This window comes from Pinibacter soli, from assembly GCF_029961145.1.
In the GTDB taxonomy this organism is placed as follows: domain Bacteria; phylum Bacteroidota; class Bacteroidia; order Chitinophagales; family Chitinophagaceae; genus Pinibacter; species Pinibacter soli.
Map to the genome: position 1 here is coordinate 364,997 of NZ_JASBRG010000001.1, position 14,708 is coordinate 379,704.

Consider the following 14,708-nt stretch of genomic DNA (forward strand, 5'->3'; position numbering starts at 1 on the left):
GGTTTTTCTTTTAATGTTAGATGAATGATTACAAACCAATTTCAATTTTATATTTGATGGTTGCTTTGCAATTAAGTGTTTTTGTAATCGCTTTACGAAGCGTACCGGAAAGTTTATAAGAAAAACTTGTTGCGCCAAAATAAGGCTTCAAATCAAGCGCGGTATTTACCGGCACGCTTAAAGTTGAAGTAGCGGTTTCCGGATTGCTTGTTAATTCAGCAATGTTAACCATTGTTATATTCGCGTTGGAAGACATTGCCGCGCTGCATGCAGATACATTTCCAAAAGAGTTTAAATCATCAGAATTACTAATTGTCAATACGCATGACTCAAGCTTTACAGACTTGATATTAACAAGACCGTAGGTTTTTCCTGCTTGTTCCTTGATAAGGCTGTCAATGAGCAGGGAAGTGTTGAACTGGGACAGATCGCCAGTTCCGGCACTAGCTGGCTGAATAGTGAAATCAACATTTGATGATTGTGCGGAAACGTTAATGCTGATGAGATCTTTTACTTTGTTGCAGGAAGAACAGAGGCTCAAAAACAAAAATGCAAAAGCGCTTAGCTTTAAGGTAAGTAGTTTCATTGAATATCGAATTAAAATTTGCGCAAAGATATAGCTATAACGATAATGCGCAAGTGTTAATAACTGAATAACTGATTAACTGAATAACTGAAGTGGTTGATGGTTGTAATGCAAAATTGAATTTAAACTTTTCTGTTATTCAGTTATTCCTAAAAGCAAAAGGCCCCGACAATCGCCGGAGCCTTTGCAAAAAACTAATCTTGCTCTTATATCTTTCCTACCATATTCGCTGGAATTACCCACTCGTCGAATTGCTCCGGAGTAACGTAGCCAAGCTTCACGGCCATTTCTTTTAAGGTAGTTCCTTCTTTGTGTGCAGTCTGTGCTATTTCTGCAGCTTTGTAGTAACCGATCTTTGTATTCAAAGCAGTAACGAGCATCAAAGAATTGTCAACGTGGTTTTTGATGTTTGCTTCAATTGGTTCGATACCCACCGCACATTTATCATTGAAGCTTACACAACCTTCGCCTATTAATCTTGCGCTATGCAGGAAGTTGAAGATCATTACAGGTTTGAACACGTTCAATTCGAAGTGACCAGTTGCACCGCCAATGTTGATGGTAACATCATTACCCAAAACCTGTGCTGCTATCATTGTTAGCGCTTCACACTGTGTTGGGTTTACTTTACCCGGCATGATAGAAGAACCCGGCTCATTATCAGGAATGAACAATTCGCCTATACCGCTGCGTGGCCCGCTTGACAACATGCGCACGTCGTTTGCGATTTTCATCAAACTAACGGCAACGGTTTTCAATGCACCATGCGCTTCTACTATTGCATCGTGAGCGGCAAGAGATTCAAATTTGTTTTCTGCTGTAATGAAAGGCAATCCCGTTAATGTAGCAATATGTTTTGCAACGTTCTCAGAATAGTTTGCAGGTGTGTTGATGCCAGTACCAACCGCTGTTCCACCAAGTGCTAATTCTGACAAATGTGCCAATGTATTTTTGATCGCTTTTAATCCGTGGTTCAATTGAGAAACATAACCGCTAAACTCCTGTCCTACTGTTAATGGAGTAGCATCCATGAAGTGTGTACGACCGATCTTCACTACGTGCATGTAGGCTTTGCTTTTTTCGGCAAGTGTGTCACGCAATTTTTCAATACCAGGGATTGTTACGTCCAACAACATTTTGTATGCCGCAATGTGCATTGCTGTTGGGAAAGTATCGTTTGAAGATTGTGATTTGTTTACGTCATCATTTGGATGAAGGAATTTTTCTTTGTCGTCCAGTTTACCGCCGTTCAGCACGTGACCGCGATAAGCAACCACCTCATTTACGTTCATGTTGCTTTGGGTACCGCTACCAGTTTGCCAAACTACCAGCGGGAAATAGTCGTCCAGTTTTCCCTCGAGTATTTCATCACACACTTTACCGATCATGTCGCTTTTTTCTTTTGGCAAAACACCGGCTTCAAAGTTGGTGATGGCTGCTGCCTTTTTCAGGTATGCAAATGCACGGATGATTTCTTTCGGCATCCGATTGATGTCCTGTGCAATTTTAAAGTTTTCTATACTGCGTTGCGTTTGTGCACCATAATATGCATCCACAGGCACTTTTACCTCACCCATGGTATCTTTTTCTATGCGGTAGCTCATTGTTTAAATTTTTAGCGCGGTAAAGGTAGCAAATGTGCTAATTTGAAAATTTGAAAATTTGAAAATTCATTCTGTGCGCCATTACTTACTTAATTACTGGCTCTACGAAGGCTAGGTAGTATTAAATAGTGAATGTTTGCTCTTATGCATTTTCAAATTAGCACATTTTCAAATTTTCAAATTAACGCCTATCGGCCTGTAAATGCCGGTTTCCGTTTCTCCAAAAATGCAGAGGCGCCCTCTTTCAAATCCTCTGTAGCGAAGCATTCGCCGAATTTTTTGATTTCAAAATCGTAACCTTGCTGGGTGTGGTCGAAATTGTTAACGCACTCGATCACTTTGGCGATGGCTAACGGGGCTTTTGTATGGATTACCTGCAGGATCGCTTTTACGGTATTTAGCAAATCTTCCTGTTTAACTATGCTATTGGCGATGCCGTATTGCGCGGCCTGTTCAGCAGAGATCATTTCGCCAGTCATTAATAACTGCATAGCCCTGCCTTTGCCCACAACCTGTACCAAACGCTGGGTTCCGCCGTATCCCGGGATCAATCCCAGATTCACTTCGGGTTGACCAAATTTAGCATTGTCGCTGGCAATAATAAAATGGCAGGAAAGTGCCAGCTCGCAACCGCCGCCTAAGGCAAAACCATTCACGGCAGCGACGATGGGTTTAGGTGAATTTTCTATTTTATCGAAAACGGATTGCTGTCCTTTACGTGCAAGATCTTCGCCTTGCGAAGGATCCAATTGTAAAAACTCGCTGATGTCGGCACCGGCTACAAATGATTTCGGCCCAGAGCCAGTAATGATAGCCGATTTAATGGCATGGTTATTATACACCTCGTCGACCACGGAAGATAGTTCCGCTATTACAGTTTTGTTCAGTGCATTGAGTTTATCAGGCCTGTTGATAGTAATAACAAGTGTTTCATTTTCAATCGTCGTAAGCAATGTTTGATAATTCATACCTTAGTAAATTATTTGCCTAAGATAGACACTTATAAGGATTCGAAAGTTCTCACAGATCATGGAAAATTTCAAATTCTTATTAGCGTTACAGCATATAACAACATTGAATTATTTTCCTCTCATGAGCTTACTTAGTTTGATTACTTATACCGGGATTTTTGTGTTTGCGGGCACCGGTGCATTTAAAGCACGAACCTACCAGATGGATATTTTCGGCGCAGCTGTTTTGGCTTTTGTAACAGCCTATGGTGGAGGAACTTTGCGTGATCTGTTAATTGGCGTACGTCCCGTGAACTGGGTAAATGATTACCTGGCACTGGGGCTTGTTTTTTCTGCCACATTGATCACATTTATTTTTAAACTCAATTATGAACGCTTCAAAAGAACCATATTCATTACTGACGCAATTGGTCTTGGTTTGTTTACTGCAGCAGGAATAGAAAAAAGTATTTTACTTGGCATTAATGAAATGTATGCGGTTGTGATGGGCGTGATCACGGCATCCTTTGGAGGCCTGCTGGCAGACGTACTCTGCAATGCTGTTCCCAATTTATTTAAACGCGGTGAATTGTATGCAACCGCATGCGCGATTGGCGGCATTGTGTATGTGCTACTGCGCAAAGCAGGTTTTGAACAAAACATCAACCTCGTGCTGTGCGTGGTAATTGTCGTGCTAACGAGAGTTATTTCTAAATGGAAAAGAGTTGAGCTTCCTGAGATTTAAGAAAGTTGTTAGCTGATAGCTGTCAGTTGTTGGACCTTCTGTGGCGCTGTGTATGAATAGGTCTCATTTTCTCATGTGTTAAAATTCAGGTAGCTAAACTTACGCCTTCAGCGGTCACTAACAACCAACAACTATCAACCAAAAACTTTCTCTATTGTTGTTGCTGCATTTCCTGGAACCTTCTATAACTATTCTCCGGTATTGCCGGATTGTGTGCCTGATAAGAAACAACCATCGGCATTTCTATGACATTATTATTATTTGCAGCAATTTTTGACAAGCCATTTTCAATGCTTACAGAAACTTCAAGGCGGTGATCAGAAGAGCCTTTGTATGTTCCTTTTACCGGCGTGCAATCTCCAAAATTTCTTCCGATAGCAAGACGCACATGACGATCACTCACAACGCAATTGTTGGTAGGATCAAGACCTATCCATCCGTAGAAAGGAATGTAAGCTTCTACCCATGCATGCGTTGCGCCTTCACCGCGCAACTCGTGATTTTTAGGACAGATATAGCCACTTACATAACGAGCCGGGATGTTTATCATGCGAAGCATAAGTAAAAGCAAGTGCGCAAAATCCTGACACACGCCTGCTTTCAATTTCCACACATCGTCAATCTCTGTTTCTATGCTTGTAACACCTTTTTTGTATTCAAAATTATTGTAGACAAACGCAGACAGCGCCTGTGCATTGTAAAAGGGAGGCTGTTTTTCATTTACAATTTGAGTAACGGCATCACAAATATCCCGGTAACATTTAAAGGCATCAATCTTTAAAAAATCCATGTAAGGAAATTGCTCGCTAAGAAATGAAAGGTTCTCCCATTGCATGTTTGCGGGCGTATCATCGGCCGGCAATAAAACGGGATGTGTTATTACATCGATGGTTGAAAAGATCGTAAGCTCTGTGTGGGGACGAATGATGGAGAACACGCCCACCTGATTGTTAAAGTAATCTGTAAACAACTCTATTGTTGGCTTATAAGAAATTTTGAGGTCATGCTTTTTCACTTCCTGCAATTGATCGCTTACCGGATACAGCATTATCTGGTTGGTACAATCAATCACTGTAGAAGCATATGAGTAGCGTGTTATGTGCTTGATGGAATAAGATGGCATTGTTCTCTTTTTAAAATGTCAGACAATGTTGTTTACGTGTTGCCGAAATAAAACTGATTGAATGAATTGGCAACCTCCACTAATTCGGATCTTGTTTGATAAATAAAACGCTGCAGCTCATCAACACTTGCTGCGCGAATATTGCTGTACTTTACGTTGTTCATTGCTTTACCTATCAGAAACTCAAGCCGGCTATAACTTTCAGGCAAACTCTCAGCATTCAGCCGCTCAAAATAATTTGAAACCTGCTGCAAGCAGTATAAAATCGAATGAGGATAGTTGGTATTGTATAAAATCATTTGCAACACATTATCCGGGGTAAATGTGCCACGGTAAATTTTGTAGTACAACTCATAGCCCGAAAGCGAATGCAGCAATGATCGCAAGTGCGCTTCCATCGGCATTTTGAGCTCGTAGTTTATTTCCTGTATCTTGATGCTTAGGATATCGGCAGAGAGAAATGCTCTCTCTAACATTTTTCCAATGTTAAGGTAATTGAATCCTTCCCCACGAGGCATGGTGATATCAACCGTTCCATTGTAGGAAAAACTATGTTCGATCAAGTCATCCAGCACTGTTACAGGATCACCCACTCTTACCTGCAATTGCATGTTTGAATTGCGTATGACATGGTAGTAATCATTAAGGCATTGCCACATTTCTTTTGTGATGTGATCTTGTACCGCTCTTGCACATTCCCGCGATCTTATGATGTTGTTGATCACTGAAGAAACGTTGTTTCTGTCTAGTAAAATGTGCTCCAATACTTTTGATGAATCTCTTTCGATGTCGTCAATTTCATTGGCATGTAAAACACTATAGGTATTCAAAACGGAGCGCCAGCTAAAGTGAAGCATCTCTTCCTGCGACGAAATGTAGCTTGTGCGTAAAATGCGCAACATGCCGTTGGTTCGCTCCATGTAACGGGCCATCCAATAGATTGTATCTGCTACCCGGCTTAACATACTTTCCTGTTTAGTGTTTAGTAAAAAAATAACAATGCTGCTTAACTCATGTTAACAGGACGGCCTGTACCTTTTCGCAGGCAAGCAATTCGTTGTATGTAAAGTGTGTGATAAAATTTATAATGACTACGCCTATCGCTCAATAGAATTACTACTGTTGAACGGAGAAAAATGAACTATAGCTGACTTCCAAATTCTTCTATGCCACGACCCATGTGTCTTTACTACCACCACCTTGCGAAGAATTCACTACCAATGAACCTTCCCGCAGAGCCACCCGCGTGAGGCCGCCCGGCACTATGTCAATTCCATCAGGGCCGTACAAGGCAAATGGTCGCAAGTCCACCCTTCGCGGTTGCAGCACTCCATTGATATAACATGGCGTGGAAGACAAACTGATAATGGGCTGTGCAATAAAGCTGCGCGGATCAGCTTCGATGGCTCTTCTGAAATTTTCCATTTCCTGCTCAGTAGCTGCATTGCCTATCAACATGCCATAACCACCGGATTCGTTGGTGCGCTTGATCACCATCTTATCCATGTTTTCAAAAACAAGCTTCTGATTGTCCGGTGATGCCAGCTGATAAGTCGGAACCGTTTTGAGTATTGGTTCTTCGTTCAGGTAATAGCGGATCATATCGGGCACATGCGCATACACCGCCTTATCATCTGCAACGCCATTGCCCATAGCGTTTACAATAGCCACATTCCCTTTTCGGTAAGCCCAGTAAATACCAGGAACACCCAATATACTGTCTGGCCGGAACACGAGCGGGTCAATAAAATCATCATCCACGCGGCGATAGATCACATCTACTTGTTGAAGGCCTTTGGTGGTTTTCATGTACACGTGATGGTTGTCTACCACAAGGTCGCGACCTTCCACAAGCTCAATGCCCATGAGCCTTGCAAGAGTTGTGTGTTCAAAATATGCTGAGTTGTAAATGCCCGGCGAAAGCAATACAACCGTTGGATCACTGTTTTGCCTGTTTGCAAGTGCCAGGAGATTTTTCAGCAATAGATCCGGATAATGTTTTACCGGCTTTATATTATTCTTTGGCAGCAGATCCGGAAAGATGCGGTACGTTATGCTTCGATTTTCGAGCATGTACGATACACCGGAGGGCGTGCGCAAATTATCTTCCAGCACATAAAATTCTCCATCGTAATCTCGGATGAGATCGACACCTGCGATATGTGTGTAAATGTCAAACGGCACGTTCACGTTTGTCATTTCCCGTAAAAAATTCGGGGAAGAGTAAATGAGCTTGGCCGGAACAATTCCATCTTTTATAATGAACTGGTGGTGGTAAATATCTTTCAGGAAAACATTGAGTGCTTTAAGTCGTTGCTTTATTCCGGCTTCAATTCTTTTCCACTCGTCGCCCATAATGATCCTCGGAATAATGTCGAAGGGAAATATTTTTTCTATGCCCTCGCCGCTGTTGTAAACCGTAAAAGTGACTCCCTGGCTCATGAATAATTTCTTGGCCATTTCATCTTTGTGGGTCATTTCGTCGGACGAAAGGTCCTGGATGGCACCCACGAAGTTTTTATAGTGGTCGCGTACACCTTCCTGGCTAAACATTTCATCCCAAACGCCTGGCTGATCGCTGTAAGATTGGAGTAAAGTGTTTTCTGTCATAGTTAATTAAATATAGCAAATACTTTGAAAAAATATTAAAATATTTGAGTCAGACAGAAAATAAATGCATTATTATGCTAAACAGAGCCACCATAAACGAATTACACCACTAAAACATTAATATATTTTTAATTATAATTTATCAGCAACATTCGAATATTTCTGGCAAAAGGCTACTTGCGAACTTTTTTCACCTTCTCTTTCGCAGGCAAACTTTCGTGATCGCGCACGACCTGCAGATCATCCTTAAATAATGGAAAAGAGATAAGCTCTACGCCAAGTGCTTCTGAGATTTTTGCAATTGTTTCCAGTGTCAAATTCTCGTTACCACTTACTACCTTACTTATGTATTGGGGAGACACTCCAATTTTTTCAGCTAAAACTTTTTGATTAACCGTTTCGCTGTCTTCCAGTGCAGCAAGTATTCGCTGCGCGATATTTCCTGAATAACCAAGCCACTTTCTATTTTTCAGTCTATATCTCGCATTTTCAATGAATGCACTTTTCTTTACCATAAAATATTTATTTGTCAATTAAACCTTGCACGTCGGCTATGCCATGTGCTTTTAAAAACACCTTAACTCTTTTAACATTGTCAAACTCAACCTTAAATTCCGGACCTATCATTGCTTTATACAGCTTTATCGTTCCACCTGTAACCAAATAGGTTCCATCATCCAACAAGATCGCATACAAGCGCAAAATAGAACCTTGTATACTCGGCCGCGCTTTCCTTTCATCGTCATGATCAAAATGCAGCGATTCGACGTTACCGTAAAGACGCTTAAAAAGTTGATCCAGTGATTTGCAGCCTTCAATTTCTTCGTTTGCGTTGAGAAGTTCAACTGCAAATTTCACAACTTCCAATTTGATGGTACTAATGATATTTGAAACGGTAGCATCTTTAAAAAATATACTGTCGAGTGAATCAAATCTTTCATTCACAAAGGATCTTATAAACTCTTCATTGCTCCAGTTGCGGTAACAAGCGTCGAAAATATCAATCTCATGTTCAGGGTATATCACCGCCCACAGCCTGCATTCTAATTCGTTTTCGGTTTCAAAGATAGGACAAAATTCCATTAAATCAACTTATAGGTTTAGTCTTAAAAATATTTAAGCAAGTTGATTGACCATGGTAACCTTTTATTTATCAGTATTTTAAAAAGATGGGGCGGCAAATATAATCCCGATTACTTGTATAAATAAAAAGTCCAAAGAAGCAGCCTCCTTTGGACCTAATAATATATGAAACGCATTTAACCGCTACTTCATTTTCAATTTCAACTTTCAACTTTCAATTAAAAATCCCTGTGCTCGCCCACCCAACCTTGTATATAATTAATGATCTCTGTCGTTTCTGTGCCAGGAGCGAATAATTTGCCTACGCCCATGGTGTTTAACTCTTGCATATCGTCATCCGGAATAATGCCGCCGCCAGTAAGTAGCACGTCGTTCATATCCCTTTCTTTCATCAGTTGGATGATTTTTGGGAAAACGGTCATGTGAGCGCCGGATAAAATGCTTACACCAATTGCATCCACGTCTTCCTGTAAAGCAGCATTCACCACCATTTCAGGTGTTTGGCGAAGGCCCGTGTAAATTACTTCCATACCACCATCGCGCAGTGCAGTGGCAATCACTTTGGCGCCGCGGTCATGACCATCAAGGCCCACTTTGGCTACCAGTACACGAATCGGTCTTTTTGCTGTTTTCGTCATGCAATCGTATTTCAGGCAAAGAAAGTAAAAATTAAAAAGTAAAAAGTAAAAAGTCGAGCAGGTCGATGTCAATTTTACTGTTTGAGATTAGACATTTTTTGAGTTTTTACTTTTGCCTTTTGACTTTATCTAATAAATCTTTTCTTATGTCCAGCAATTATGCGTTCAATAACTTCATTTACTGAATCAGAGGGATTTCTGAATACGGCGAATTTTAATCCATTTTCTCTTGCAAGAGGCATACTCAGGGAATCGACGACAGTATAAGTAGCGAATTGTCTGTAAGCGGTTTCTGAGCTATCAGGCATGTTGTGCCCAATAAGAATGATTGCTCTCACTTTATATACATCCGGCATCCAGAGTAAAAAAGTAGCGTTGTCGCTATACACTTCCGGCAAGTGGTATTCGCGGCCATAGTAGTTGATAGCGCCGGCAACACCATACGATCTGCAATAGATCAACGTGTGAATTCGAATGGAATCATGCAGTCCATAATAAACATCTGCAGTTTTCAATGCTATCTCCTTCCAACCCATCATGTCGGCAAAGTCCTGAGGCAAGGGATGTTTTTTTTGATCTTCCCAGGTTAACGCTCCTGTATTTGCCACGCCAGATTTCTCATAATACTTATGCAATGTTTCCGGCTTTGCTACCGGAAGCGCTACAGGCATAGCGTACGCGCCCAATGTCAGACCAAAGATCAACATGGCATAACGTGTCCACTTCAACCTTCCGGTTGTTACTGCTTCTAAATGATAGGCGCCGAAGGCAAACAAGATAGGATAAGCACCGAGTGCGTAATAGTCTTTGCCATGCATCACTAATAGAAAAAGTATGATGAGTATATACGCCCAACCAAATGCACGATAGAGTTTTCCTCTTTCTGCAAACACCAAAAAGAACAAGCCCGCGATCCACACAAAAATCATTGGCAGGTTCATAAATATTTGCCCTGCAATAAATGAAACGGGACTAACATATTGCAACTGGTATTCCTGCAATTCATGCATGTGAAAAAACACCGGAAAGCGATGATTGTATTGCCATACAAGATTGGGAAGAAAAGTTAGAAAGGCAATCGCACCAGCATAATACAAGTGCTTATTGAGAAATATTTTTCTATGCCTTGTAATGAGTAACGAAACCAATATACTCGTTGTGTAAAACGCTACTGTGTATTTGCTAAGCAATCCCAAGCCCACAGCAACCCCAAAGAGATATAACCATTTGTTCTGCAAAGTTTGAATGTAACGCACAAGGCTAAAGCCTATCAGCGTCCAAAAAAATATTTCAATGCAATTGGGTTGAAATAAAAAGAACACCCGCACATAACCGTCAATCAAAAACGGCAACCAGCCAAGTATCAACGCAAACGCTCTTCCGCCCAATGACAGAATAATTCTTCCTACTAATAAAAATGTAAGCGAGCCAAAAAGTGATGGCCAGAATTTTATCCAGAACATACTACCTCCAAACAAATTGGTGAGCCATGCAAACACCGACAACATCGGCGGCACTTCCATGTATCCCCACGCCATGTGACTTCCTTCAGATAAATAAAGGAATTCATCTCTGTGCGGTTGGTAAATACTATTCTGTAAAAAATAAGGAATGATGAGGCGAAGCAGAGCGAGTAAGTATAACAGCCTGGTGTACTGTTTCATGTAAGGTTGTTTGAAACAAGATAGAAAACGGAACGCAGATTTTCATGATTTGAGGGATTAAAATACAGAACCCAGATTTTCATGATTCTCATGATTTACTAAGATTTTTAATAAAAAAATGCTGGCTGTTATGGATAGAACCAAGACAACCAGCATTCCTATATTTCACTCATAAAAAATCATAACAATCATGAAAATCTGCGTTCCTTCTCTCTAAGCGAGCAACGCGATTGTATGCTTGATCCTCGCGATCGTTTCATCTTTCCCGATGATCGCTGCGATGTCGAATACGCCGGGACCGAATTTCCCGCCTACGAGCATTACACGCAAAGGCATCATGAGTTCGCCGGGTTTCATTTGATTGGCGGCTACTATTTCTTTAAATTCTTTTTCAAGATCATCGTGTTGCCATGTTGGAAGCAATTCATATCCACGAATCAATTCTGCAAAAAATTGTTGTTTCTTTTCATCCCACTTTGGCTCGATGGCAGCGGTGTCAATTTCTTTTGGAGATTGGAAGAAGAAAGATGCCTGCGGTACAAAGTCGTTTAACAATGTGCAGCGATCTTTTACCAACTCTAACACTTTCGCAAACTGATCATCATTTGTAATGGCGATGTTATTGTCTGCAAATATTTTCATTACCTGATCTTTATATTCTGCAACCGGTAATTTCTTAATCCACTCATGGTTGAACCATTTTGCTTTTTCAAAATCAAAAATGGCTCCGCTGTGGCTTACGCGGCTGATATCAAATCGCTGGATTAATTCTTCCATAGAGAAAACTTCCTGCTCTGTTCCGTCGTTCCAACCCAGCATTGCCAGCAGGTTGACAAAGGCTTGCGATAAAAATCCTCTTTCGTAAAAACCTTCTGTCAACTCTTGTGATTTCGGATCTGTCCAGTTCATGGCAAAGATCGGAAAGCCATATTTGTTACCATGACGCTTGCTCAGTTTGGAACTATCAGGTCCTAAGATCAACGGCAAGTGCGCCCATTGCGGCATGTCATTTTCCCAGCCCAAATATTTCCATAGCAAAATATGAACAGGTGCGCTTGGCAGCCATTCTTCACCGCGGAATGCGTGAGATATTTTCATGGAGAAATCATCTACTACCACTGCGAGGTGATAAGTAGGCATGCCATCAGCCTTCAGCAAAACTTTATCATCGACAAGGCTGCTGTTGAAGCTTACTTCGCCACGAATCATATCGGTGAATTTCACTTCTTCATTCTGCGGCATTTTAATACGTACTACGTGAGGGGCACCTTCTGCAAGCAATTTTTGCGTTTCAGCTTCACCCAGCGTTAAAGAGTTTTTCATCTTTTCGCGGATCACATAATTGTATTGTGGCGATGGATTTTCGTCTGTTTTAAAATCTGTGCGCATTTTTTCCAACTCCTCCGCTGTATCGAATGCGTAGTAAGCATTGCCTTGTTTTATCAACTGCTCTGCATACTGGCGATACATTTCTTTTCTTTCGCTTTGGCGGTATGGCGCATATGGGCCGCCGTGTTTCGGGCTTTCATCAGGTGTAAGTCCGCACCACGCGAGGCAATTGAAAATATATTCTTCCGCTCCAGGCACAAAACGTGTCTGGTCCGTATCTTCTATTCTTAATATAAAATCTCCGCCATTTTGTTTGGCAAATAAATAATTATACAACACTGTGCGAACGCCGCCCAGATGCAAGCCGCCGGTTGGGCTTGGGGCGAATCTTACTCTTACTTTTTTGCTCATAGGCTGCAAAGTAATGTGGAAATTTGAAAATATGGAAATTTGAAAATGAGGGACGATTTGAAGATTTGAACATACGAGAATTTGAAAATTGGGGAGCCGCAACTTTAAGTACTATAATAAATTGATTTAATTATTTATTCTTTAACATTCAGGATGCCTTTTCTAAATAAAATCCCCCCGCGCAGAAGGCATTTTCAAATTCTCAAATTTTCAAAGTATATATTTGTAATCCACAAAATGGTTTATCAATAATGAACAAGCTCAGGCTGAAGGATTTCTTCACTTTATATATTCCCTTTTTTCTATTATCGCTGATCATTATCTCGCCCAAATTGTATTTCTTTTTTAAGGACAAGGATTTTGTTAACTTGTTTATCAACTTATTACTGATTCAAGCTCTCATACTTTTGCCTACTATATTTTTCTGCTTGCGCATAAAAGTTTACTATATTTTGTTAGCTTTTTTTTGCAGCATCATCTCTCTTTTTTTCATTCCGTTAATGCTGCTGCATAAAGAAATTCATAAGGGCTTGCTGGGCCTGGTTGTAAATAGCAGCATTAGAGAAGCGACGGAATTACTTGGGTGGCTCATTGTTCCCATATTAGCAATCGTGATCACTGCTTTTTTTGCAGGCTTCTATCTAATGAAGCAGCTTCCGCAAAAGATAAATGTAAAAACCGGATTTGTTGCTTCGATTATTGGCCTGATGCTGCTTTCAATACTGGGCCTGGCAAATATCAGGTACTACGACAATTTCTACAACGCAGTGAGCGCAAACTTTAAGAACTCATTTCCCACAAGATATTACTTCGATTTTTTGAATGATTACAGAAACACATGGAAAATTTCAAATGAAGAATATTTGCGTGCAACCAAAGACTTCAAGTTCGGGGCAATAAGAACCTCCTCTACAAACAAGCGAAGAATTGTTGTTCTGGTAATTGGCGAAAGTTGCAGATATGATCACTGGCAAATAAACGGGTACTCGCGGCAAACCTCACCTCTGCTTGCAAAGGAACATAACTTATTTTCCTTTCATAATGTGGCTTCCGGAGCCAGTGTAACTCACAGATCCGTACCAATGCTAATTACAAGGGCGGGTGTAGAAACCTGGTCAGATCATTTTACACAAAAGGGATTGCTTTATGCTTTCAGAGAAGCTGGTTATTATACCGCGTGGGTAAGCAACCAGGAAAAAGAAATATCAACTGCAAATCTTCACATTGCAGATGCAGATACTGCTTTAATTAAAGACTATAATGACAATAACAATTTTATGGTAGCCAATAACTACGACGAAAATTTATTGCACCCTTTAACCAGGCTGATAAAGGAAAAATCTTCGGATATTTTTATTGTTTTGCACACGTTGGGAAGTCATTGGGATTATCGCTTCAGAGTGCCTGCGGGTAAAGAGAAATTTCCGGTAAAAGATTTCTACATTTTCAATCATTCTTTGGCAGACAAACAAAACATTGTTAATGCTTACGACAACACAATTGCATACACCGATGAATTTCTGGATAGTGTAATTACAACGCTGAAAATGACATCTGAAGAAGCATGCCTTTTATTCATTTCCGATCACGGGGAAAGCTTAATGGATAACGGCGACTACAATATTCTTCATGCCTTTGAACCATGCTATTATTCAATACAGGTGCCTTTGTTCTTTTGGTTCTCTGATGCGCTTGTTAACGCAAATCCGCATTTTACTGATGGGTTAACCGGCAATCAAAATAAGGCGGTGTCAAGTGCTGAATCTATTTTTTATACAACTCTTCACCTTGGAAATATTGACATTCCCTCTGATCCAAATTTCAAAAAGCGTGATTTATTTTCTTCTTCTTTTGTGGAAAGCAAACAAAAGGTTTTAAAAGAAAATAACACCATAACCACATTGCCAGTGCTCAAAGCAGAAATGAACAGCGAAAAACGGAATTAACCTGTTATATTTTCCATAA

Annotated in this window: 13 protein-coding genes; 2 read left to right on the forward strand and 11 right to left on the reverse strand. The window is 40.6% G+C overall.

What is annotated here, in order from left to right:
• Positions 1-28: 28 nt before the first annotated feature.
• The 3 genes from QJ048_RS01415 to QJ048_RS01425 all read right to left on the reverse strand — a co-directional run bounded on the left by QJ048_RS01415 (position 29) and on the right by QJ048_RS01425 (position 3,158).
• Positions 29-586, reverse strand: a complete 558-nt coding sequence (locus QJ048_RS01415) for a hypothetical protein (protein WP_282332537.1) — start codon at positions 584-586, stop codon at positions 29-31.
• A gap of 206 nt (positions 587-792) precedes the next feature.
• Positions 793-2,190, reverse strand: coding sequence for a class II fumarate hydratase (fumC, locus tag QJ048_RS01420; RefSeq protein ID WP_282332538.1), 1,398 nt, complete (start codon positions 2,188-2,190; stop codon positions 793-795).
• 188 nt (positions 2,191-2,378) lie between these two features.
• Positions 2,379-3,158, reverse strand: a complete 780-nt coding sequence (locus QJ048_RS01425; protein ID WP_282332540.1) for an enoyl-CoA hydratase/isomerase family protein — start codon at positions 3,156-3,158, stop codon at positions 2,379-2,381.
• A gap of 124 nt (positions 3,159-3,282) precedes the next feature.
• Here QJ048_RS01425 and QJ048_RS01430 point away from each other — a divergent pair, with 124 nt between their 5' ends.
• Complete coding sequence (locus tag QJ048_RS01430; protein ID WP_282332541.1) at positions 3,283-3,885, forward strand: trimeric intracellular cation channel family protein; 603 nt, start codon at positions 3,283-3,285, stop codon at positions 3,883-3,885.
• 151 nt (positions 3,886-4,036) lie between these two features.
• Here QJ048_RS01430 and QJ048_RS01435 read toward each other — a convergent pair whose 3' ends face one another.
• The 8 genes from QJ048_RS01435 to gltX all read right to left on the reverse strand — a co-directional run bounded on the left by QJ048_RS01435 (position 4,037) and on the right by gltX (position 12,743).
• A complete protein-coding gene (locus tag QJ048_RS01435) occupies positions 4,037-5,008 on the reverse strand; it encodes a transglutaminase family protein (protein WP_282332542.1) in 972 nt (323 codons plus the stop codon).
• A 32-nt stretch (positions 5,009-5,040) separates the two neighbouring features.
• The gene (locus tag QJ048_RS01440) at positions 5,041-5,973 is read right to left on the reverse strand and encodes an alpha-E domain-containing protein (protein WP_282332543.1); all 933 of its coding nucleotides are present in this window, start codon (positions 5,971-5,973) and stop codon (positions 5,041-5,043) included.
• Between the two features lie 199 nt (positions 5,974-6,172).
• Positions 6,173-7,618 (reverse strand): circularly permuted type 2 ATP-grasp protein, encoded by a 1,446-nt coding sequence (locus QJ048_RS01445; protein ID WP_282332544.1) that lies wholly within the window; start codon positions 7,616-7,618, stop codon positions 6,173-6,175.
• Positions 7,619-7,791: 173 nt separating this feature from the next.
• Complete coding sequence (locus tag QJ048_RS01450; RefSeq protein WP_282332545.1) at positions 7,792-8,133, reverse strand: helix-turn-helix domain-containing protein; 342 nt, start codon at positions 8,131-8,133, stop codon at positions 7,792-7,794.
• A gap of 7 nt (positions 8,134-8,140) precedes the next feature.
• Positions 8,141-8,701 (reverse strand): hypothetical protein, encoded by a 561-nt coding sequence (locus tag QJ048_RS01455; RefSeq protein ID WP_282332546.1) that lies wholly within the window; start codon positions 8,699-8,701, stop codon positions 8,141-8,143.
• Positions 8,702-8,919: 218 nt separating this feature from the next.
• Positions 8,920-9,339, reverse strand: a complete 420-nt coding sequence (locus tag QJ048_RS01460; RefSeq protein WP_282332547.1) for a cobalamin B12-binding domain-containing protein — start codon at positions 9,337-9,339, stop codon at positions 8,920-8,922.
• Between the two features lie 125 nt (positions 9,340-9,464).
• The gene (locus QJ048_RS01465; protein ID WP_282332548.1) at positions 9,465-11,003 is read right to left on the reverse strand and encodes a glycosyltransferase family 39 protein; all 1,539 of its coding nucleotides are present in this window, start codon (positions 11,001-11,003) and stop codon (positions 9,465-9,467) included.
• Between the two features lie 213 nt (positions 11,004-11,216).
• Complete coding sequence (gltX, locus tag QJ048_RS01470; protein ID WP_282332549.1) at positions 11,217-12,743, reverse strand: glutamate--tRNA ligase; 1,527 nt, start codon at positions 12,741-12,743, stop codon at positions 11,217-11,219.
• Between the two features lie 500 nt (positions 12,744-13,243).
• Between gltX and QJ048_RS01475 the strand changes: the two genes are divergently transcribed.
• Positions 13,244-14,689, forward strand: a complete 1,446-nt coding sequence (locus tag QJ048_RS01475; protein ID WP_282332550.1) for a phosphoethanolamine transferase — start codon at positions 13,244-13,246, stop codon at positions 14,687-14,689.
• Positions 14,690-14,708: the final 19 nt, after the last annotated feature.

Excerpts from the sequence above, each read along its gene's own strand:
- QJ048_RS01415 (WP_282332537.1), bottom strand. The coding sequence starts at position 586 with ATGAAACTACTTACCTTAAAGCTAAGCGCTTTTGCATTTTTGTTTTTG.
- fumC (WP_282332538.1), bottom strand. The coding sequence starts at position 2,190 with ATGAGCTACCGCATAGAAAAAGATACCATGGGTGAGGTAAAAGTGCCT.
- QJ048_RS01425 (WP_282332540.1), bottom strand. The coding sequence starts at position 3,158 with ATGAATTATCAAACATTGCTTACGACGATTGAAAATGAAACACTTGTT.
- QJ048_RS01430 (WP_282332541.1), top strand. The coding sequence starts at position 3,283 with ATGAGCTTACTTAGTTTGATTACTTATACCGGGATTTTTGTGTTTGCG.
- QJ048_RS01435 (WP_282332542.1), bottom strand. The coding sequence starts at position 5,008 with ATGCCATCTTATTCCATCAAGCACATAACACGCTACTCATATGCTTCT.
- QJ048_RS01440 (WP_282332543.1), bottom strand. The coding sequence starts at position 5,973 with ATGTTAAGCCGGGTAGCAGATACAATCTATTGGATGGCCCGTTACATG.
- QJ048_RS01445 (WP_282332544.1), bottom strand. The coding sequence starts at position 7,618 with ATGACAGAAAACACTTTACTCCAATCTTACAGCGATCAGCCAGGCGTT.
- QJ048_RS01450 (WP_282332545.1), bottom strand. The coding sequence starts at position 8,133 with ATGGTAAAGAAAAGTGCATTCATTGAAAATGCGAGATATAGACTGAAA.
- QJ048_RS01455 (WP_282332546.1), bottom strand. The coding sequence starts at position 8,701 with ATGGAATTTTGTCCTATCTTTGAAACCGAAAACGAATTAGAATGCAGG.
- QJ048_RS01460 (WP_282332547.1), bottom strand. The coding sequence starts at position 9,339 with ATGACGAAAACAGCAAAAAGACCGATTCGTGTACTGGTAGCCAAAGTG.
- QJ048_RS01465 (WP_282332548.1), bottom strand. The coding sequence starts at position 11,003 with ATGAAACAGTACACCAGGCTGTTATACTTACTCGCTCTGCTTCGCCTC.
- gltX (WP_282332549.1), bottom strand. The coding sequence starts at position 12,743 with ATGAGCAAAAAAGTAAGAGTAAGATTCGCCCCAAGCCCAACCGGCGGC.
- QJ048_RS01475 (WP_282332550.1), top strand. The coding sequence starts at position 13,244 with ATGCTGCTGCATAAAGAAATTCATAAGGGCTTGCTGGGCCTGGTTGTA.